Raw genomic sequence first — 17,930 nt, 5'->3', positions numbered from 1 at the left:
TTCCAATGTACGAATTCAAATATCATCGTCCCGGCACCGTGCGGCAGGCCGCCAATCTGCTGGTGAAGAACGAGGACGCCAAGCTGATCGCCGGCGGTCACACGCTGGTGCCGGTGATGAAGCAGCGGCTGGCGAGCCCGCCGCATCTGGTCGACCTCTCCCATATCGAAGGTCTCGACACGATCGAGATGAAGGGCCGCTCGCTGGTGATCGGCGCCACCGCAAAGCACGCCGAGGTCGCGAACTCAGCGATCGTGGGCGAGGCGATCCCGGCGCTGGCCGAGCTTGCCGGCATGATCGGCGATCCCGCCGTGCGCCACCGCGGCACCATCGGCGGCTCGCTCGCCAACAACGACCCGACCGCCGACTATCCGGCCGCGGTGCTGGCGCTGGGCGCGACCATCGTCACCAACAAGCGCCGCCTCAAGGCCGAGGAGTATTTCCAGGGCCTGTTCTCGACTGCGCTCGAGGCTGACGAGATCATCACCAAGGTGATGTTCCCGCTGCCGAAGAAGGCGGCCTATGTGAAATTCCGCAACCAGGCCTCGCGCTACGCGCTGGTCGGTGTGTTCGTCGCCAAGCGTCCGTCCGATGTCCGCGTCGCGGTCACAGGCGCAGGCTCCGACGGCGTGTTCCGCGTCACCGCGTTCGAGGACGCCTTGAAGAAGCGGTTCTCGCACAAGGTGCTCGACGGCATCTCGGTTCCGGCTGATGGGCTCAACAGCGACCTGCACGGAAGCGCCGAATACCGCGCGCATTTGATCGGCGTTCTGGCGCGCAGGGCGGTGGAAGCCGCGACCGCCAAGGGCTAAATACCCAAGGGTTAAGTACCAAGGCGTGACACTGCTAACCCCTGTTCGAAGACTGGCTGTTCCATGAGTGCATCGGCGTTACCCACTTCCGTCGATGCGCTCGAGGAGCTGTTGACGTCGCGCGGCTACCTCGCCGAACGGTCGCTCGCGACCGTGACCTATTTGGCGCTGCGCATGGGCCGGCCGCTGTTCCTCGAAGGCGAGGCCGGCGTCGGCAAGACCGAGATCGCAAAGGTCCTGTCGGCGGCGCTCGGGCGCAAGCTGATCCGCCTGCAATGCTATGAAGGCCTCGACGTCGCCTCCGCGGTCTATGAGTGGAGCAGCGCGGCGCAGATGATCGCGATCCGCCTCGCGGAAGCCTCAGGGGACACCGATCGCGACCAGCTCGCGAGCGATATTTTCGCCGAGCGTTTCCTGATCAAGCGGCCGCTGTTGCAGGCGCTCGAGCCGGATGTCGCAGGTCCCCCGGTGCTGCTGATCGACGAGCTCGACCGCGCCGACGAGGCGTTCGAGGCGTATCTGCTGGAAATCCTCAGCGACTTCCAGGTCACGATTCCCGAGCTCGGCACCGTGAAGGCGCCGGCGCCGCCGATCGTGATCATCACCTCGAACCGCACCCGCGAGATCCACGACGCGCTGAAGCGCCGCTGCCTCTATCATTGGGTGGACTATCCGATCGCCGAGCGCGAGCTCGCGATCGTCAAGTCGCGGGTGCCGGGCATCTCCGCAAAGCTGTCGCAGCAGGTCGTCCGCTTCGTGCAGGCGCTGCGCAACCAGGATTTCTACAAGTCGCCGGGCGTGGCCGAGACCATCGACTGGGCCACCGCGCTGTCCGAGCTCGACGCGCGCTCGCTGACGCCGCAGGTGGTCGGCGACACGCTGGGCGCGCTGCTGAAGTATCAGGACGACATCGCGCGCATGCAGGGCGATGCGTTGCAGAAGACATTGAAGGAAGCGACGAGCGACTAGCTGTCATTCCGGGGGCGCGCCACTTGGCGCGAGCCCGGAAGCCATTGGACCGCATTGGCGTTGATAAATGGATTCCGGGCCCGCGCTGCGCGCGTCCCGGAATGACGAGTTGGAGAGAGTGCACATACGATGCCGATCAACCACCTCGCGCCTCCGACCGGCCACATGGCCGACAACGTGATCGGCTTTGCCCGCGCGCTGCGGGCGGCCGGGCTCCCGGTCGGGCCGGGTTCGGTGATCGATGCGCTCGATGCGCTGCAGCTGATCGAGGTCGGTCACCGCGGCGATTTCTACGCCACGCTGGAAGCCATCTTCGTCAAGCGCCATGAGCATGCGCTGATCTTCCGCCAGGCCTTTGCGCTGTTCTTCCGCGCCGCCGAGGAGTGGAAGAGCATGCTGGATTCGGTGCCGCTGCCGGATCACGCCAAAAAGAAGCCGCCGCCGGCCTCGCGCCGGGTCCAGGAGGCATTAGCGCAACCGGCGCGCCACGAGGAGCGGCCGCAGGCCCAGGAGCAGGAGCTCAAGCTCTCGGTCTCCGACAAGGAGGTGCTGCAGAAGAAGGATTTTGCGCAGATGACCGCGGCCGAGATCGCCGAGGTCGTCAGAGAGATCGCCAAGATGCGGCTGCCGCAGGCCGAGCTCGTCACCCGCCGCTACCAGCCGGACGCGCGGGGCTTGCGGCTCGACATGCGTCGCACCGTGCGCAACTCGCTGCGCACCGGCGGCGAGATCATCGACATCAGAAAGCTCGGCCGGATCGAGAAGCCGGCGCCGATCGTTGCGCTGCTCGATATCTCCGGCTCGATGAGCGAGTACACCCGGCTGTTCCTGCACTTCCTGCATGCCATCACCGACGCCCGCAAGCGCGTCTCGGTGTTCCTGTTCGGCACCCGCCTGACCAATGTGACGCGGGCATTACGGCAGCGTGACCCCGACGAGGCGCTGGCGAGCTGCTCGTCCTCGGTCGAGGACTGGGCCGGCGGCACCCGGATCGCGACCTCGCTGCATACGTTCAACCAGCTCTGGGCCCGCCGGGTGCTCGGGCAGGGCGCCATCGTCCTCCTTATATCCGATGGACTAGAACGGGAGGCCGATGCCAAACTGGCCTTCGAGATGGACCGATTGCACCGCTCCTGCCGCCGCCTGATCTGGCTCAACCCGCTGCTGCGCTATTCGGGCTTCGAGGCCAAGGCCCAGGGCATCAAAATGATGTTGCCCCACGTTGACGAATTTCGCCCGGTGCATAACTTGACGTCCATCAAGGGCTTGATCGGGGCGCTGTCGTCGCCGCCGCCGGCGCACCACCGCAGCCTGATCCGTTCTGTAGCCTAAGAAGCCTGACCCATAAGCAGGAGGCCACCATGCTGAACCGCGACGAAGACATCCTGCAGGCCGCCGAGACCTGGCAGAAACAGGGCCATGGCGTGGCGCTCGCCACCGTGGTCGAGACCTGGGGCTCGGCGCCGCGCCCGGCCGGCTCGAGCCTCGTCATCAATGACGACGGCACGTTTCTGGGCTCGGTCTCCGGCGGCTGCCTCGAGGGCGCCGTCGTTACCGAGGCGCTGGACGTGATCGCGAGCGGCCAGCCAAAAATGCTCGAATTCGGCGTTGCCGACGAGACGGCCTGGAATGTCGGCCTGTCCTGCGGGGGTACCATCCGCGTGTTCGTCGAGAAGGTCGGTTAGCCGTGAAACTCGAGGTCCTGAAAGAGCTGAACGCCGAGCGCGCCGCGCGCCGCCCGGTCATCATCGTCACCGACACCGCCAATGGCGAGCAGCGTCTGGTGAAGGCCAACGATATCGCCGCCGATCCGCTGCGCGCCGAGCTTTCAAAGCAGCTGCGGATGGGCAAGAGCGGCAGTGTCGAGGTATCCGGCAAAAAGCTGTTCCTCAACGTCTACGCGCCGACCGCAAAGCTCGTGATCATCGGCGCGGTCCATATCAGCCAGGCCCTGGCGCCGCTGGCGCGCTCGCTCGACTATGACGTGACGGTGGTCGATCCGCGCACCGCGTTTGCGAGCCCGGAGCGCTTCCCCGACGTGCCGCTGGTCGCCGAATGGCCCGACGTCGCGCTGCCGCCGCTCAATGTCGATCACTACACCGCATTCGTCGCGGTGACGCATGATCCGAAGATCGACGATCCGGCGCTGCTGCACGCCTTCGACCGCGACTGCTTCTACATCGGCGCGCTCGGCTCGCGGAAGACGCACGCCAAGCGCGCCGAGCGGCTGCGGGCGCAGGGCGCCAAGGACAGCGACATCGCGCGTATCCACGCGCCGATCGGCCTCGACATCGGCGCGGTGTCGCCGTCCGAGATCGCGGTTGCGATCATGGCCGAGATCACCGCGCAGCTGCGTTTGCCTCCCAAAGAAAAAGAAGAAGCGGCATGAAGTTCGGTCCCGCCAGTCCGGCCGACGCGATTGGCGGCGTCACCGTGCATACGCTCCGCCAGGGTGCGCTGGTGCTCAAGAAGGGCACCACGATCGGCCCGGAGGAGGTCGAGGCGCTGACCAAAGCCGGTGTCAAGGACGTCGTCGTGGTGCGGCTGGAGAAGGGCGACGTCTCCGAGGACGTCGCGGCCGCCAGCATCGCGCAGGCGGTGGCGGGCGAGGGCGTCAATGTCGAGCGCGCCTTCACCGGCCGCGCCAATCTGTTCGCGGCGCGTCCCGGCGTGCTGGTGGTCGACCGCGGCGCGGTCGACCGCATCAACGGCGTCGACGAGGCCATCACCTTTGCGACGCTGGCGGCGTATAAGCCGGTGGTCGAAGGCGAGATGATCGCGACCGTCAAGCTGATCCCATTCGGCGTCGAGGGCAGGCTGCGCGACGCGGCCGTCGCGGTCGCCGGCCACGACACGCTGCGGATCGCGCCCTATGTGATCAAAAAAGTCGGCGTGGTCTCGACGCTGCTGCCGGGCCTGGCGCCGAAGGTGATCGACAAGACGCTGCGCGTCACCGCTGAGCGGCTCGCGCCCGCCGGCGCCACCATCATTGCCGAGCGCCGCGTGCCGCATGACGAGACCGTGCTCGCGACCGCGATCAAGGAATTACTCGGCCTCGGCGCCGAGCTCGTCATCGTGTTCGGGGCATCGGCGATCGCCGACCGCCGCGACGTCATCCCGGCCGCGATTACCGAGATCGGCGGCGCGATCGAGCATTTCGGCATGCCGGTCGATCCCGGCAATCTGCTGTTGATCGGCAGCGCCGGCGGCGTGCCGGTGCTGGGTGCGCCGGGCTGCGCGCGCTCGCCGGTCGAGAACGGGTTTGACTGGGTCTTGATGCGGCTGCTCGCCGGCATCAAGGTGACGCGCTCGGATCTCACCGGCATGGGCGTCGGCGGCCTGTTGATGGAGATCGTGACGCGGCCGCAGCCGCGCACCGTGCCGGACACCGAAGGCAACCGCAACGTTGCGGCGATCGTGCTCGCCGCGGGACGCTCGACCCGGATGGGCGGCCCGAACAAGCTGCTCGCCGAGCTCGACGGCAAGAAGCTCGCGCGCATCGTCGCCGAGCAGGCGCTGGCCTCGAAGGCCTCGGAGGTGATCGTCGTCACCGGGCATCAGGCCGATCTGGTCGAGCAGGCACTTGATGGACTCAAGGTGAAGCTCGTCCGCAACCCAGATTTCGCCGGTGGCCTCGCGAGCTCTGTGAAGGCGGGCATCGCGGCGGTCTCCGATGCAGCCGACGGCGCGATCGTCTGCCTCGGCGACATGCCGCTGATCGATGCGCAGCTGATCGACCGTTTGATCGAGACCTTCGAGCCCGACCGCGGCCACCTGATCGCTGTCCCCGTTAGCGAAGGTCGCCGCGGCAATCCGGTGTTGTGGTCGCGGCGCTTCTTCGGGGAATTGATGACGCTCGACGGCGACATCGGTGCCCGTCATCTGATCGCCAAGCATGCCGAGGTGGTCGCCGAGGTCCCGGTCGAAGGCAACAGCGCCTTCCTCGACATCGACACCCCGCAGGCGCTGGAAGCGGCACGGCGGAGCTAAACATTATCCGCGTCGTCCCGGCGAAGGCCGGGACCCATTACCACAAATGCGGATTGCCTTGCGAGGCTGGGGCCGCTTCCCCGGCGACTACAACGTTCGGTGGTTATGGGTCCCGGCTTTCGCCGGGACGACGGTTGGCGTTGCGCCATCAACCCGTCATTCACCATCTGGAAACGACCCCCCCGTACAGTCCGCGCCGGGTTTTGGGGGATTTCCGCTTGATCATTTCGACCGCCGCCGCGCAGCGTCGCGCGCTGACGATTCTTGTCCTGACATTGCTGATTGGAGCCACACGTTTCACAGTGGATAACTTCGTCACCAAGGCCCACGCGGCCGGCGCGTTCGCGGTAGGCAAATGCGGTGCCTATGGCCAGGCCTATGACTATCCCGCGGAAGGCGCGGCGCGCGCCGCGGCACTGAAGCAGTGCAAGGGCGATTGCACCACCGTGACCATGAAGCGCGCCTGTGCCGCGCTCGCGATCGACATGAAAAATCCTTGCGGCGCGCACGGGTATGCGGTGGCGCCAAAGATCTCGAGCTCGCTCAATGCCGCGACCAAGAAGTGCTACGACTACGGCGGCAAGGAATGCGTGATCCGCGCCTGGGCCTGCGACGCCAAGGGCTAGGGCACATCCGCAACGGTCCGCTTGGCCCGGCAAAGCGGCAATCCGCCGATGACCCTCCCGCGCCGGGACTCAGGCAGACGCTCAGACGGCGCCGTAGAAGTGTCGATATTGCCAGGCGGCGTCGTGCTGCAATTGGTCGTCAGACCACGATTGGTCCTTGAACCGCGCGACCGACATCGGCGATAGATCGACGGGCGGCTTGCCGTCCACGATCCAGGCCGCAAGCGCCTCACCGATGGCCGGCGAGATAGAGAGGCCGGCGACATTGCACCCGCTTGCAAAATAGAAGCCGGTCGCACCAGTGGCCGGGCCAAGAATATGATGGCCGTCAGCGGTCATCGTCGGAATGCCGCCACGAAATTCCCGCACCTTGGCGGTTTGCAGGAACGGCAGCTGATCCTTTACCTCATCGGCGGCTGCATGAAGCACCTCAATATCGAGCGGCATGTCCTTGACGTCGAAGCCGGCCCCGAGCGATTGCATGTCGAAGAAGCGCGGCGTTTCCTCGTAGACACCCCAGAGGAAACCGCCCTGACACGGGCGCGTATACACGGCGGCATCCATGATGCGGATCATCGGCAAGTCGGCACGCGCGCCATCCAGGGGCTCGGTGACGATCAATTGCTGCCGGGTCGGCACCAGCGGCACGCGAATCCCGCTTGCCTCCGCGACCTGCCGCGTCCACGCACCGGCGGCATCGACGACGACAGGACTTTCAATGACGCCGTTCGCCGTGGTCACGCCGATCACGTTGCCGCCGACGATGTTCACGGCGCGTACGTCGGTCTTCGGCAGCAAGGTTGCACCCTGGGCCGCCGCGGCTCTGGCGAAACCGACAGCCACCTGCGCCGGGTCGAAATACCGGTCGTCGCCGATCCGCATCGCTGCGACGACACCAGTCGGCTGCAAGAACGGATTGAGACGGCTCGCCTCTTCCGGAGAGATCAGCTCGACATCGAGGCCGGTGCGCCGCCCGCGCTCGAGGTCGTCCTCGATCACTTCGGCGTCCTGTGGCCGGCGCGCGATCTTCAGGCTGCCAGAGTGCACCCAGTCGAGCGGCTGGCCGGTCTCTTCCGTGAACGCCTCGATCTTGCGGCAAGCGTCCTTGATGAGGCCAACCATCAGGTCGCTTTTGCGAACGCAGCTCACCATGCCCGCGGCGCGCGGCGAGGTTTGTGATCCGATCTCATGCTTGTCGATGAGGGCGACGCTGAGACCTCCACGCTTGCTCAAGTAATACGCCGTGGCCGCGCCCAATCCGCCCGAACCAATAACAACAACATCGGCCTTGCTGATCATGATGCAATGCCCCGAAATATGCTGTGGTGATCGAACCCGCGAAGCCTACTACGCGGCGCAGCAACTGACTATTGCTTTCCTTGCCCGCGCGCGCCTGGGCCTGCGACGCCAGGCCAGCCGCATGGCTAGCGGTCGACATGCGGGTCGATCTTCTTCGCCGCAACGATGTCCGCTTCGCTCCCGGCGGCGTCACCCTGCTGGCGCTTGGTGATGCCGCGCCAGTACAGCGCTGCGGCGGAGGCCGGTTGCAGCCGGAGCGCTGAATCGAATTCGGCGACCGCATTGTCGTATTTGCCGGTTGCGAGAAACACGATGCCGCGACCGATCAAGGCGAGATCGAAGTCGGGCGCCAGCGCGGCCGCCTTGCTGTAGTCGGCCAGCGCATGGTCGTAATCCTTCTTCACCAGATTAATGTCGCCGCGTGCGCCGACCGCAAAGGCATCGTTCGGATCGAGCCGGATCACCTGCTCGATATCGGCGAGGCTGCGGTCGAGATCGCCGGTCTGCGCATAGGCCTGGGCGCGGTAGGTCAGGGCTTTTGCGAGATCCTTGCCGGTGAACTTGCCTGACGCGATCGCCTCGGTACATCCTGCGATCTGCGCGTCCCACGCTACATCGGGCTTGCCGGTGCATCTGGCATCCAACGCGGTCTCGGCGCGTGCATGCGCCACAGGCAACGCCAAAGCGAGGACGGTACAGAGCATCCAGGCGGAAGACTTTGACGAACGGCGTTTCGCCATCGATGAGGTCCGAATGACAAGGTTCGGGCATCGCGAAGCCGCATGCCCACCCCTTTGTCGCGGGTGCGGAATGGCGGGTTCAGGGATTTGGTGCTGGAGCCTCCACAACTGCGCTGTTCAGTTCTCGCCAACGTGCTGTCCAACGGCATACACATGGCACGCTGTGTCCTTGTTGGAGCACTCCGCGATGGCATTGTCGCGCGCCTCCGCAACCGACCGGCCGGTGCCGTAGCCGCAGCCGCCTCTGTCGTTGACCGCAAACGCCTTGGCATCGCTGCGCTGGGCGGCATAGCCGGTAAACGCCCTCTGGCATCCCGGTGAAAGACTCGGCGGTGCGGCAAGCGCGGCTGGCTCGGGCAAGTCGATCATGACAGCGGTCGGCAGCTTCAGCTCGGCGAGGAACGGTTCGACGACGGAAAGCCATCTGCCGGCTGCGCCCTCAAGAACGAGGTCATGGCCGTTCTTGCCAAACGGCGGCAGGATCTGCAATCGCGCCGGCGCCCCGCCGGAGGTGTAGGCGGCGAACATCTGGCGCGCCAGATCGGGGCCGTAGAATTGGTCGTTTTCGGCGTAGAGCCACAGCGCGGGCACGTGCACCGTGCGTCCGAGCGTCGCCGCCGTATCGACGAGGCGATCGGCCCCGCAGGGCTGGCCCGGCCCGGCGAAGGAGTGGTAGCCGCCGTCGAAGTTCAGGATGCCCACCACCCCGGCCGGATTGCGCTCCGCCGCGGCCAACATGGTCAGTCCGCCGGTGGAGTGCCCGAACAGCAGGATGTGATCGGCATCGACCCAAGGCTCGTTGCGAGCCACGGCGAGCGCCGCGATGACATCGTCGGCGCCGATGCGCACCCCAGAAGTGTAGTCGCAGGGCGCCGGCAGTCCCTCCGAATAGCCGCCACCCGATCGTCCGAAGCCGCGGCGCATGATGGAGAGCGTCGCGTAGCCGCGCTGCGCCAGCGCGACGGCGGCGACGTTGAAGCTGATCGGCGTGCGCCGTGCGATCCTGTCGAAGAAGCCCTCGCCGCCCCCCGGTGTGCCATGCGTCATGATCACCAGCGGAAACCGGCCCGGCCGATCCGGGCGGATGACGTAGCTGTCGAGCGTCATATCCTTGCCGGATATCCTGACGGGCAGCAGCATCGGCGCGGCGATCAGCCCGGGCAGCAGGCCGCGGTCCTCGGCATGCGCGACGGTGACGAACGACAGCAGCAGCGCGAGCAAAATCCGCATATCAAACCCTCAGGGCAGGGGCCGCAAGCGAGCCTTATCATGGAGCCGCGCGATGCAGCGAGTAGAAAGGAACATCCGGCTGCTGCGAATATGAAGGCAAGGTTGCATCGCCGGGACTGGCCTGGACCGGCGTCTTGCCGCTAAACTTCGGCCATGCAGTTCGACACCAAGATCGCGGTCGTGATCCGCACCGACCTGGAAGTCTGGCAGAAGCTCAACGTGGCGTCCTTTCTTGCCGGTGGCATCGCGGCTTCGTTTCCCGACTGTATCGGCGACAATTACGAGGACGGCTCGGGGACCAGATATCTCTCCCTGATCGGCCAGCCGATCCTGATCTACGGCGCCGACCGCGCGCAGCTGTCGCGGGCACTGGAGCGCGCGCTGGCGCGCGACGTGCGGCCGGCGCTCTACACCGAGGACATGTTCAGCACCACGCATGACGCCGCCAACCGCGAGGTGGTGAAGGCGGTCGCACGCGCCGACCTCAACCTGGTCGGTCTCGCCTTTCGCGCCGAGCGCAAGGTGGTCGACAAGATCCTCGATGGGCTGAAGTTTCACACGTAGCGGACAGCGGGCGCAGGACGGGTAGAGCGACTTGTTCGCCGTAGCTCGGAGAGCGAAGGCGGAAGCGAACCCCATCGATCCATGTCCGCGGCGAATGATGGGTATCGCTCTGCTCCATCCATCCTACGGATTTTTGTGCGTGAGGTGAGCACGCGGCTCAGGCTCCCTCTCCCCTTGCGGGAGAGGATGGGGAGAGGGGTGGCCCCGGGCGAGATGATCGATGAGTGCATCGCTCTCGCAATTTGTTCGCATGTCGCCGTGCAAGCGAGCGTGGAACGACAGGCAAAACTCGGGCGAGTTGTGTCGCGAGAATGCGGATGTATGCCTCGGAATGCGCAACACCCTCAGCGTTGTCCTGGCGAAAGCCAGGTTGCCCCAAATGTCAGTTGCCTTGCGATGCTGGGGCCGCGGTCCCTCTCACAACAAGCTCGGTGGTTATGGGTCCTGGCTTTCGCCAGGACGACGGTTGGAGAGGCCTCCGCAGGGTTGACAATGACTGACCAGTCAGTCATATTACGGCTATGACCAAGCGCATGAAGAAACCGACCCGCACCCCGTCTGCCAGGCGCCGGACCACGATCCGGGCCGCCGCGGCGAAGGTCCCGAAAGTGGCCTCGGCCAAGCTGTCCGAGCCGAAGCCGGCCGCGAACCGCGCCGAGAAATCCGCGGAGCGGCGCGCGGCGATCATCGAGGCGGCGATGGACGAGTTCATCGCCCGCGGCTTTGCCGCGACCCGGCTCGACGATGTCGCCAAGCGGGCGGGCGTCGCCAAGGGCACGCTCTATCTCTACTTCAAGGACAAGGAGTCGATGTTCGAGGAGCTGATCCGCACCGCGCTGGTGCCACTGATCGGCCGCATGACCGCGCTGCCGACCATTACCGGCCCGGTGCGCGACGCGGTGGAGGGATTTGCCGAGACCTTCATCCGCGAGGTCGTCTCGACCCGCCGCGGCGATATCATCCGGCTCATCGTTTCGGAGGGGCCACGCTTCCCGGCGATCGCCGATTTCTATTTCCGCGAGGTAGTGTCGAAGGGCCTCGCTGGTATGAAGGCGTTGGTCCAGCTTGCGATCACGCGCGGCGAGATCAAGCACCGGGAGCTCGGGCAATTTCCCCAGCTGATCGTCGCGCCCGCGATCGTCGCGGTGATCTGGCAGAGCCTGTTTGCCCGGCACGCACCGCTCGACGGGCTCGCGATGTTCAAGGTCCATCTCGATCTGATCTTCGGCGAACGGAGGACAACATGACCTCGTCGCGCATGATGAAGCTCGTGACCGTCGTCGTGCTGGCGGCTGCGCTCGCCGGTTGCCAGGAGAAGCGGGATCCCGGCTTCCAGGGCTGGGTCGAGGCCGATATGATCTTCGTCAGCCCCGATGAATCCGGCCGCGTGATCAAGCTCAACGTCCGCGAGGGCGACGAGGTCAAGCCTGGCGATCAGCTGTACTCGGTCGACGACGATCTGCAGCGCGCCGATCTCAACCAGAACAATGCCACGCTGGCGAACGCGCAGCAGAGCTATGACCGCGCGGCCTCGCTGCGCGGCACCGGCGCCGGCACCCAGGCCAATCTGGATTCGGCGCTCTCGGCGCTGCGCGTCGCGGAGGCCCGCGTCGTGAGCTCGCAGACCCGGCTCGACCGCCGCAAGGGCTTTGCGCCGATCGCGGGTGCGATCCAGCAGATCTATTTCCGCGAGGGCGAGATGGTGCAGGCGCAGCGGCCGGTGCTGTCGATCATGCCGCCCGGCAACATGAAGCTGCGCTTCTTCGTGCCGGAGGCCGAGCTGCCGAAGCTTGCGCTCGGCGACCAGGTGAGGGTGACCTGCGACAATTGCGCTGATGACCTCACCGCAAAAATCTATTTCATCGCCACCACCGCGGAGTACACACCGCCGGTGATCTACAGCCTCGATGAGCGCAACAAGCTGGTCTATCTGGTCCAGGCGCGGCCGAGCCGGCCCGATGTGCTGCGCGTCGGCCAGCCGATCAGCATCTACATCAATCCCAAGACTAACCCGAAGACGCCGTTGGCGGACCGCAGATGAATAGCGGCCCGACCAGCGCGCGGTCCAACGCATCCGGCATCGCGATCGATGTGAAGGGCCTGAGCAAATCGTTCAGTGGGCGAGAGGTCGTCCATGACCTGTCGATGCAGGTCAAGCGCGGCTCGATCTACGGCTTCCTCGGTCCCAACGGCAGCGGCAAGACCACGACCATCCGGATTCTCTGCGGTCTGCTGACGCCCGACAGCGGCGAGGGCACCTGCCTCGGCTACGACATCAGGCGCGATGCCGACAAGATCAAGCGCAAGGTCGGCTACATGACGCAGCGCTTCAGCCTCTATCAGGATCTGTCGGTGCGCGAGAACCTGGAATTCGTCGCGCGGCTCTACGGCATGCCGGATCCGCGCGGCGCCGCGCGCGACATGATCGCACGCATCGGCCTCAAGGGTCGCGAGGACCAGCTCGCCGCCAATCTGTCCGGCGGCTGGAAGCAGCGGCTGGCGCTCGGCGCCTGCACGCTGCCCAATCCGCAATTGCTGCTGCTGGACGAGCCGACCGCGGGCGTCGATCCCAAGGCGCGGCGCGACTTCTGGAACGAGATCCACGCGCTTGCCGCCGAAGGCCTGACCGTGCTGGTCTCGACCCACTACATGGACGAGGCCGAGCGCTGTCACGAGATCGCCTATATCGCCTACGGCCACCTGCTGGCCCACGGCACGGTGGACGAGGTGATCGCGGCCTCCGCGCTGTCGACCTGGACGGTGACGGGCGAGGACTTCAACGGGCTGATGGCCGAGCTCACGGGCAAACCCGGCGTCGACATGGTGGCGCCGTTCGGCACCAGCCTGCACGTCTCCGGCCGCGACAAGGCCGCGCTCGAGGCCGCCATTGCGCCCTATCGCGACAATTCGAAATGGCGCTGGCAGCCGAGCGAGCCATCGCTCGAGGACGTCTTCATCGACCTGATGGGCCGCTCCAAGGACAATTTTCAAGGATAGGTTCCGATGAGCGCAATGGACACGATCCACAATGACGAGAGCAGGGAGCCGGCATTCGGCTTCTGGCGGCGCAGCTACGCGATGCTGGTCAAGGAGTTCATCCAGCTTCGCCGCGATCGCGTCTCGTTCGCCATGATCATCATGCTGCCGGTGATGCAGCTGACGCTGTTCGGCTACGCCATCAACACCACGCCGCGCAATCTGCCGACGGCGGTGCTGACCCAGGAGGACAGCGATCTCGGGCGCTCGATCCTGAAGGCGATGCAGAACACCGCCTATTTCCGTTTCGTCCGCGAGGTCCACACCGTCGCGGAGTTCGACGATCTGCTGCAATCCGGCAAGGTGCTGTTCGGCGTCGAGATCCCGCGCGGCTTCGAGCGCGCGGTGCGGCGCGGCGACAAGCCGGCGCTGCTGGTGGCGGCCGACGCCACCGACCCGGTGGCGTCGGGCTCTGCGCTCGGCGCGCTCGGGCCGCTGGTGCAGTCGGCGCTGGCGCACGACCTGCACATCGGCGATCCGCCGGAGATGCCGTTCGAGATCCGCGCCCATGCCCGCTACAACCCGGCGGCGGATTCTCGCCTCAACATCGTGCCCGGCCTGGTCGGGACCATCCTGACCATGACTATGCTGATCTTCACCGCGCTGTCGGTGACCCGTGAGATCGAGCGCGGCACCATGGAGAGCCTGCTGTCGATGCCGATCAAGCCGGTCGAGGTGATGTTCGGCAAGATCATCCCCTATGTGCTGGTCGGCTTCATCCAGGCCACGCTGATCATCGCCATCGGCATCGTGCTGTTCGGCGTGCCGGTTCTCGGCAGCCTGACCCTGCTGGCGCTGCTGACCACGCTGTTCATCACCACCAATCTGTCGATCGGCTACACATTCTCGACCATCGTGCAGAATCAGCTGCAGGCGATGCAGCTGTCGATGATGTTCTTCCTGCCGAGCATCCTGCTGTCCGGCTTCATGTTTCCGTTCGCGGGCATGCCGGTCTGGGCGCAATATATCGGCGAGGGGCTGCCGCTGACCCATTTCGTCCGCATCGTCCGTGCCATCATGCTGAAGGGCGCCGCGATGCAGAACCTGCAATACGACACCATCGCGCTGGTCGCCCTGATGCTGTTCGCCATGACGGTGGCCGTGACGCGCTTCCGCCGCACGCTTGATTGAGGCTAAGATAGCCGCAATTATTCATCGTCATTCCGGGGCGGTGCGAAGCACCGAACCCGGGATGTCGAGCTTCCGGGTCTGGTCCTGCGGACCATCCCGGAATGACGGGCGAGGGGAAATGGCCGGGTTCTGGGGGCGAGACAAGGCAGCGCAAGGCGCGACCGTCGCAACGGACTTCCATCACGCCCTGATGCGCGAGGTGATGACTACCGAGCTGCTCCGCGTCAAGGTGCTGATTGCCATCGCCGCAGCATTCTCGGTGATCAGCTCGGCGATCTACTTCATTGCCCCCGAGGCGCTGGTCCGGGTGTGGCACGGCAATTTCAAGCCGTCATATCTTTACTCCGTCATCGTGCCGTTCATCCTGTTCGAATTGTGGGTGCATGGCGCGATCACGAGGCACATGGAGCAGGACCGCGACCTGCCGGTGTTCAGGCGCTATATCGGCGCTCTGATCGAGACGTCGATGCCGACCGTCGCGCTTGCGCTGCATATCGACAGCATGGGCCCGGTCGCGGCGCTCGGCTGGGTCGCTCCGCTGGTCTATTTCATCTTCATCATTGCCTCGACCTTGCGGCTCGATTTCTGGCTGTCGGCCTTCACCGGCTTTGTCGCGGCCTCGCAGCTGTTCTGGATGGCGATGTATTATCGTCCCGACGCGACGCTCGATCCCGAGCCGGATTTCTTCTATCACGCCGCGCGCAGCGTCGTGATCCTGATCTCGGGCATGCTGGCCGGCGCCGTCGGCATGCAGCTGCGGCGTCAGTTCGGCGCCAGCATCCTGGCCGCCACCGCGCGCGATCGCATCACCAATCTGTTCGGCCAGCACGTCTCGCCGCAGGTGGTCGAACGTCTGATGACGGAAGGCACCTCGACCGGGAGCGACATCCGGCGCGTCGCCGTGATGTTCGTCGACTTCCGCAGCTTCACCGCCGGCGCACGCACGCGCTCGCCGCAGGAGGTGGTTGACCGGCTCGACGGCGCCTTCGCGGTGCTGGTCGATATCCTCGATCGCCACGGCGGCATCGTGAACAAGTTTTTGGGCGACGGCTTTCTCGCGCTGTTCGGCGCGCCGTTCGAGACCGGCGACGCCGCGCATCAGGCGGTCGCCGCCGCGCGCGAAATGCTCGCGGCCAATGAGCGCACCAACGCAGCGTCGAGCTGGCCGCTGCGCATCGGCATCGGCATCCATATCGGCGAGGTCGTGGCCGGCAATATCGGCTCGCCGCGGCGCAAGGAATACACCGTGATCGGCGACACCGTGAATTTCGCCGCCCGGCTCGAGGCGCTCAACAAGGATCTCGGCTCGCAGTTTTTGATCTCGTCCGCAGTGCGCGACGCGCTCGGCGAGGAGTGCAAGGACGCCGTCTCGCGCGGCGAGATCCCGGTCAGGGGTTACGAGCACCCGGTGCCGGTCTGGCAGCTGGGGTAGGGCGCCACTATCGGAAATAGATGGAGGTATCAAAGTAGTGGTTGACCGCGTGTCATATACTCATATAGATGACTATATGAATTCAGCCCTCGACGACCGCCTGCCGCGCTACCAGCGTCTCCGCGACGACCTCGCGGCGCGCATCAACCGCAATGAATGGCGTCCCGGGGACCTGATCCCCTCCGAGGCCGAGCTCGGCGCGCATTACGGCGTCGCCATCGGCACCGTGCGCAAGGCGATCGATCAGTTGGTCTCAGACGGCGTGCTGGAGCGCCAGCAGGGCCGCGGCACCTTCGTGCGCCGCGCGCGGTTCAACTCCTCGCTATTCCGCTTCTTCCGCTTCCAGTCCGAAAGCGGCGAGCGCCGCGTGCCGCAGAGCCGCATCCTGCGGCGGAAGGCGATGCCGGCGACCTCGGCGGTGGCATCAGCGCTGCGCATTGCCGTCGGCGAGCCCGTCATCAGCCTGTCGCGGCTACGACTGATCGACGACGTGCCGCTGCTCGCCGAGGAGATCTGGCTCGAGAGGTCGCGCTTCGAGGCGATCCTCGCGCTCGCGACCTCCGAGTTCGGCGATCTGCTGTATCCGCTCTACGAGGATCGCTGCGGCCAGGTCGTGGTCTCGGCCGATGAAATCCTCACCGTCGAGATCGCGACCGAGATGCAGTCGCGCCTGCTGCGGCTCGAGGCCAACGCACCGCTGATCGTGATCGAGCGCCTGGCCTTCGATCTGGAGCGGCGGCCGATCGAATGGCGCCGCTCGCGCGGGCCGGCGGATCGCTTCCGCTACCACGCCGAGATCAGGTGAGTGCGGCAGGCAAACAGAACAACAGACAAAATCACGGGGAGGAATGATGGCAAACTGGTACAGCGAATGCTCGCCGCTCGAACGGCGCACCTTCTGGGCAAGCTTTGGCGGCTGGGGGCTCGATGCGCTCGACGTCCAGATGTTCAGCCTCGCCATTCCGGCGCTGATTGCAGCCTTCGGGATCAACAAGGCCGACGCCGGCTTGCTCGGCTCGGTCACGCTGTTCTTCGGCGCGTTCGGCGGCTGGCTCGGCGGTGCGCTCGGCGACCGCTTCGGCCGGGTGAAGGCGCTGCAGATCACGGTCGCGACCTTTGCGCTGGCGACCTTCGCCTGCGCGTTCGCGACGAGCTACCCCCAGCTGCTGGTCCTGAAGGCGATCCAGGGCATCGGCTTCGGCGCCGAATGGGCCTGCGGCGCCGTGCTGATGGCCGAGATCATTCGGGCCGAGCATCGCGGCAAGGCGCTCGGCGCGGTGCAGAGCGCCTGGGCGGTTGGCTGGGGCGCCGCCGTGCTGCTGTCGGCGCTGGTCTTCACCTATGCGCCGGCCGACATCGCCTGGCGCATCCTGTTCGCGGTCGGCCTGATCCCGGCGCTGCTGATCCTGTACATCCGCCGCGGATTGCAGGAGCCGCCGCGCGCCGTGTCGCGCAAGGCCGAGCCACCGTTCTTCGCTACGCTCGCCGGAATCTTTCACCGCGACGTGCTGCGTGCGACCTTGATCGGCGGCTTGTTCGGCATCGGTGCCCATGGCGGCTATGCGGCGCTGACCACATTCCTGCCGACCTATCTGCGCGAGGTGCGGCATCTCTCGGTGCTCGGCTCCAGCGCGTATCTTGCCGTGATCATCGTCGCGTTCTTTTGCGGCTGCGTGGTGTCAGGGATCATCAGCGACCGGATCGGGCGTCGCGCCAACGTCGCGCTGTTCGCCGCCGCCTGTGTGGTGACGGTGCTGGTCTACATCTTCGCGCGGCTCTCGAATTCGCAGATGCTGGTGCTCGGATTCCCGCTCGGCTTCTTCTCGGCCGGCATTCCCGCCAGCATGGCCGCGCTGTTCAGCGAGCTCTACCCGACCGGCGTGCGCGGCACCGGCGTCGGCTTCTGCTACAATTTCGGCCGCATCGTCTCTGCGGCCTTCCCGTTCCTGGTTGGCTATCTCAGCGATCACATCGGCCTTGGCGCGGCGATCGGGATCGATGCGGCCTTCGCCTATTCGCTGGTGCTGGTCGCCGTGCTGATGTTGCCGGAGACCCGCGGCAAGGTCTTCGAGCAGGCCGCCGCCACGCGCGCGTGATGATG

At 65.9% G+C, this 17,930-nt stretch carries 18 protein-coding genes; 15 read left to right on the top strand and 3 right to left on the bottom strand.

All coding sequences use genetic code 11. The annotated features are described in order from the left end of the window. The first annotated feature begins 5 nt into the window (after positions 1-5). The 7 genes from HAP48_RS45925 (at position 6) to HAP48_RS45895 (ending at position 6,397) form a co-directional block, all read left to right on the top strand. Positions 6-812, top strand: coding sequence for an FAD binding domain-containing protein (locus HAP48_RS45925; protein WP_166206835.1), 807 nt, complete (start codon positions 6-8; stop codon positions 810-812). A gap of 63 nt (positions 813-875) precedes the next feature. Beyond that, on the top strand, positions 876-1,781 hold the full coding sequence (locus HAP48_RS45920) for an AAA family ATPase (RefSeq protein WP_166206832.1): 906 nt from the start codon (positions 876-878) through the stop codon (positions 1,779-1,781). Between the two features lie 129 nt (positions 1,782-1,910). Further along, entirely contained in the window at positions 1,911-3,113 is a 1,203-nt protein-coding gene (locus HAP48_RS45915; RefSeq protein ID WP_166206829.1) for a vWA domain-containing protein, read from the top strand. A gap of 29 nt (positions 3,114-3,142) precedes the next feature. Beyond that, positions 3,143-3,466, top strand: a complete 324-nt coding sequence (locus tag HAP48_RS45910) for an XdhC family protein (protein WP_166206826.1) — start codon at positions 3,143-3,145, stop codon at positions 3,464-3,466. Positions 3,467-3,468: 2 nt separating this feature from the next. Then, positions 3,469-4,170: an XdhC family protein gene (locus HAP48_RS45905; RefSeq protein WP_166206823.1), complete on the top strand. Its 702-nt coding sequence runs from the start codon at positions 3,469-3,471 to the stop codon at positions 4,168-4,170. Further along, positions 4,167-5,771, top strand: a complete 1,605-nt coding sequence (locus tag HAP48_RS45900) for an NTP transferase domain-containing protein (protein WP_166206820.1) — start codon at positions 4,167-4,169, stop codon at positions 5,769-5,771. The genes HAP48_RS45905 and HAP48_RS45900 overlap by 4 nt, the downstream gene beginning before the upstream one ends. Before the next feature lie 275 nt (positions 5,772-6,046). Then, on the top strand, positions 6,047-6,397 hold the full coding sequence (locus HAP48_RS45895; protein ID WP_420869917.1) for a DUF4189 domain-containing protein: 351 nt from the start codon (positions 6,047-6,049) through the stop codon (positions 6,395-6,397). A gap of 81 nt (positions 6,398-6,478) precedes the next feature. On the opposite strand, the gene HAP48_RS45890 is transcribed toward HAP48_RS45895, so the two are convergent. From HAP48_RS45890 to HAP48_RS45880, 3 genes are all read right to left on the bottom strand, one after another. Then, positions 6,479-7,696 carry an NAD(P)/FAD-dependent oxidoreductase gene (locus HAP48_RS45890; RefSeq protein WP_166206812.1) on the bottom strand — a complete coding sequence of 406 codons (1,218 nt, stop codon included), beginning with the start codon at positions 7,694-7,696 and terminating at the stop codon, positions 6,479-6,481. 125 nt (positions 7,697-7,821) lie between these two features. Further along, positions 7,822-8,367: a tetratricopeptide repeat protein gene (locus tag HAP48_RS45885; protein ID WP_166206809.1), complete on the bottom strand. Its 546-nt coding sequence runs from the start codon at positions 8,365-8,367 to the stop codon at positions 7,822-7,824. Between the two features lie 186 nt (positions 8,368-8,553). After that, positions 8,554-9,666: an alpha/beta hydrolase family protein gene (locus tag HAP48_RS45880; protein ID WP_166206806.1), complete on the bottom strand. Its 1,113-nt coding sequence runs from the start codon at positions 9,664-9,666 to the stop codon at positions 8,554-8,556. 153 nt (positions 9,667-9,819) lie between these two features. On the opposite strand from HAP48_RS45880, the gene HAP48_RS45875 reads away from it, so the two are divergent. The 8 genes from HAP48_RS45875 (at position 9,820) to HAP48_RS45840 (ending at position 17,925) form a co-directional block, all read left to right on the top strand. Then, entirely contained in the window at positions 9,820-10,230 is a 411-nt protein-coding gene (locus HAP48_RS45875; protein ID WP_166206803.1) for a DUF2000 family protein, read from the top strand. 533 nt (positions 10,231-10,763) lie between these two features. Continuing rightward, positions 10,764-11,477, top strand: coding sequence for a TetR/AcrR family transcriptional regulator (locus HAP48_RS45870; protein WP_166206800.1), 714 nt, complete (start codon positions 10,764-10,766; stop codon positions 11,475-11,477). Then, positions 11,474-12,271, top strand: coding sequence for an HlyD family secretion protein (locus HAP48_RS45865; RefSeq protein ID WP_166206797.1), 798 nt, complete (start codon positions 11,474-11,476; stop codon positions 12,269-12,271). The genes HAP48_RS45870 and HAP48_RS45865 overlap by 4 nt, the downstream gene beginning before the upstream one ends. Then, positions 12,268-13,227, top strand: coding sequence for an ABC transporter ATP-binding protein (locus tag HAP48_RS45860; protein ID WP_166206794.1), 960 nt, complete (start codon positions 12,268-12,270; stop codon positions 13,225-13,227). Before HAP48_RS45865 ends, HAP48_RS45860 begins: the two co-directional genes overlap by 4 nt. Before the next feature lie 6 nt (positions 13,228-13,233). Then, positions 13,234-14,397, top strand: a complete 1,164-nt coding sequence (locus HAP48_RS45855; protein ID WP_166206791.1) for an ABC transporter permease — start codon at positions 13,234-13,236, stop codon at positions 14,395-14,397. 118 nt (positions 14,398-14,515) lie between these two features. Then, on the top strand, positions 14,516-15,829 hold the full coding sequence (locus HAP48_RS45850; protein WP_166206788.1) for an adenylate/guanylate cyclase domain-containing protein: 1,314 nt from the start codon (positions 14,516-14,518) through the stop codon (positions 15,827-15,829). Positions 15,830-15,905: 76 nt separating this feature from the next. Continuing rightward, entirely contained in the window at positions 15,906-16,634 is a 729-nt protein-coding gene (locus tag HAP48_RS45845) for a GntR family transcriptional regulator (protein ID WP_166206785.1), read from the top strand. Positions 16,635-16,680: 46 nt separating this feature from the next. Next, positions 16,681-17,925 carry an MFS transporter gene (locus HAP48_RS45840; protein WP_166206782.1) on the top strand — a complete coding sequence of 415 codons (1,245 nt, stop codon included), beginning with the start codon at positions 16,681-16,683 and terminating at the stop codon, positions 17,923-17,925. Positions 17,926-17,930: the final 5 nt, after the last annotated feature.

Source organism: Bradyrhizobium septentrionale (assembly GCF_011516645.4).
Taxonomy (GTDB): domain Bacteria; phylum Pseudomonadota; class Alphaproteobacteria; order Rhizobiales; family Xanthobacteraceae; genus Bradyrhizobium; species Bradyrhizobium septentrionale.
Note: the sequence above shows the minus strand (reverse complement) of the source record. Positions and strands in the feature narration are given on the sequence as shown.

Coding starts and splice junctions, on each gene's coding strand:
- HAP48_RS45850 (WP_166206788.1), top strand. CDS start 14,516: ATGGCCGGGTTCTGGGGGCGAGACAAGGCAGCGCAAGGCGCGACCGTC.
- HAP48_RS45915 (WP_166206829.1), top strand. CDS start 1,911: ATGCCGATCAACCACCTCGCGCCTCCGACCGGCCACATGGCCGACAAC.
- HAP48_RS45875 (WP_166206803.1), top strand. CDS start 9,820: ATGCAGTTCGACACCAAGATCGCGGTCGTGATCCGCACCGACCTGGAA.
- HAP48_RS45890 (WP_166206812.1), bottom strand. CDS start 7,696: ATGATCAGCAAGGCCGATGTTGTTGTTATTGGTTCGGGCGGATTGGGC.
- HAP48_RS45910 (WP_166206826.1), top strand. CDS start 3,143: ATGCTGAACCGCGACGAAGACATCCTGCAGGCCGCCGAGACCTGGCAG.
- HAP48_RS45845 (WP_166206785.1), top strand. CDS start 15,906: ATGAATTCAGCCCTCGACGACCGCCTGCCGCGCTACCAGCGTCTCCGC.
- HAP48_RS45880 (WP_166206806.1), bottom strand. CDS start 9,666: ATGCGGATTTTGCTCGCGCTGCTGCTGTCGTTCGTCACCGTCGCGCAT.
- HAP48_RS45900 (WP_166206820.1), top strand. CDS start 4,167: ATGAAGTTCGGTCCCGCCAGTCCGGCCGACGCGATTGGCGGCGTCACC.
- HAP48_RS45855 (WP_166206791.1), top strand. CDS start 13,234: ATGAGCGCAATGGACACGATCCACAATGACGAGAGCAGGGAGCCGGCA.
- HAP48_RS45840 (WP_166206782.1), top strand. CDS start 16,681: ATGGCAAACTGGTACAGCGAATGCTCGCCGCTCGAACGGCGCACCTTC.
- HAP48_RS45925 (WP_166206835.1), top strand. CDS start 6: ATGTACGAATTCAAATATCATCGTCCCGGCACCGTGCGGCAGGCCGCC.
- HAP48_RS45860 (WP_166206794.1), top strand. CDS start 12,268: ATGAATAGCGGCCCGACCAGCGCGCGGTCCAACGCATCCGGCATCGCG.
- HAP48_RS45870 (WP_166206800.1), top strand. CDS start 10,764: ATGAAGAAACCGACCCGCACCCCGTCTGCCAGGCGCCGGACCACGATC.
- HAP48_RS45865 (WP_166206797.1), top strand. CDS start 11,474: ATGACCTCGTCGCGCATGATGAAGCTCGTGACCGTCGTCGTGCTGGCG.
- HAP48_RS45920 (WP_166206832.1), top strand. CDS start 876: ATGAGTGCATCGGCGTTACCCACTTCCGTCGATGCGCTCGAGGAGCTG.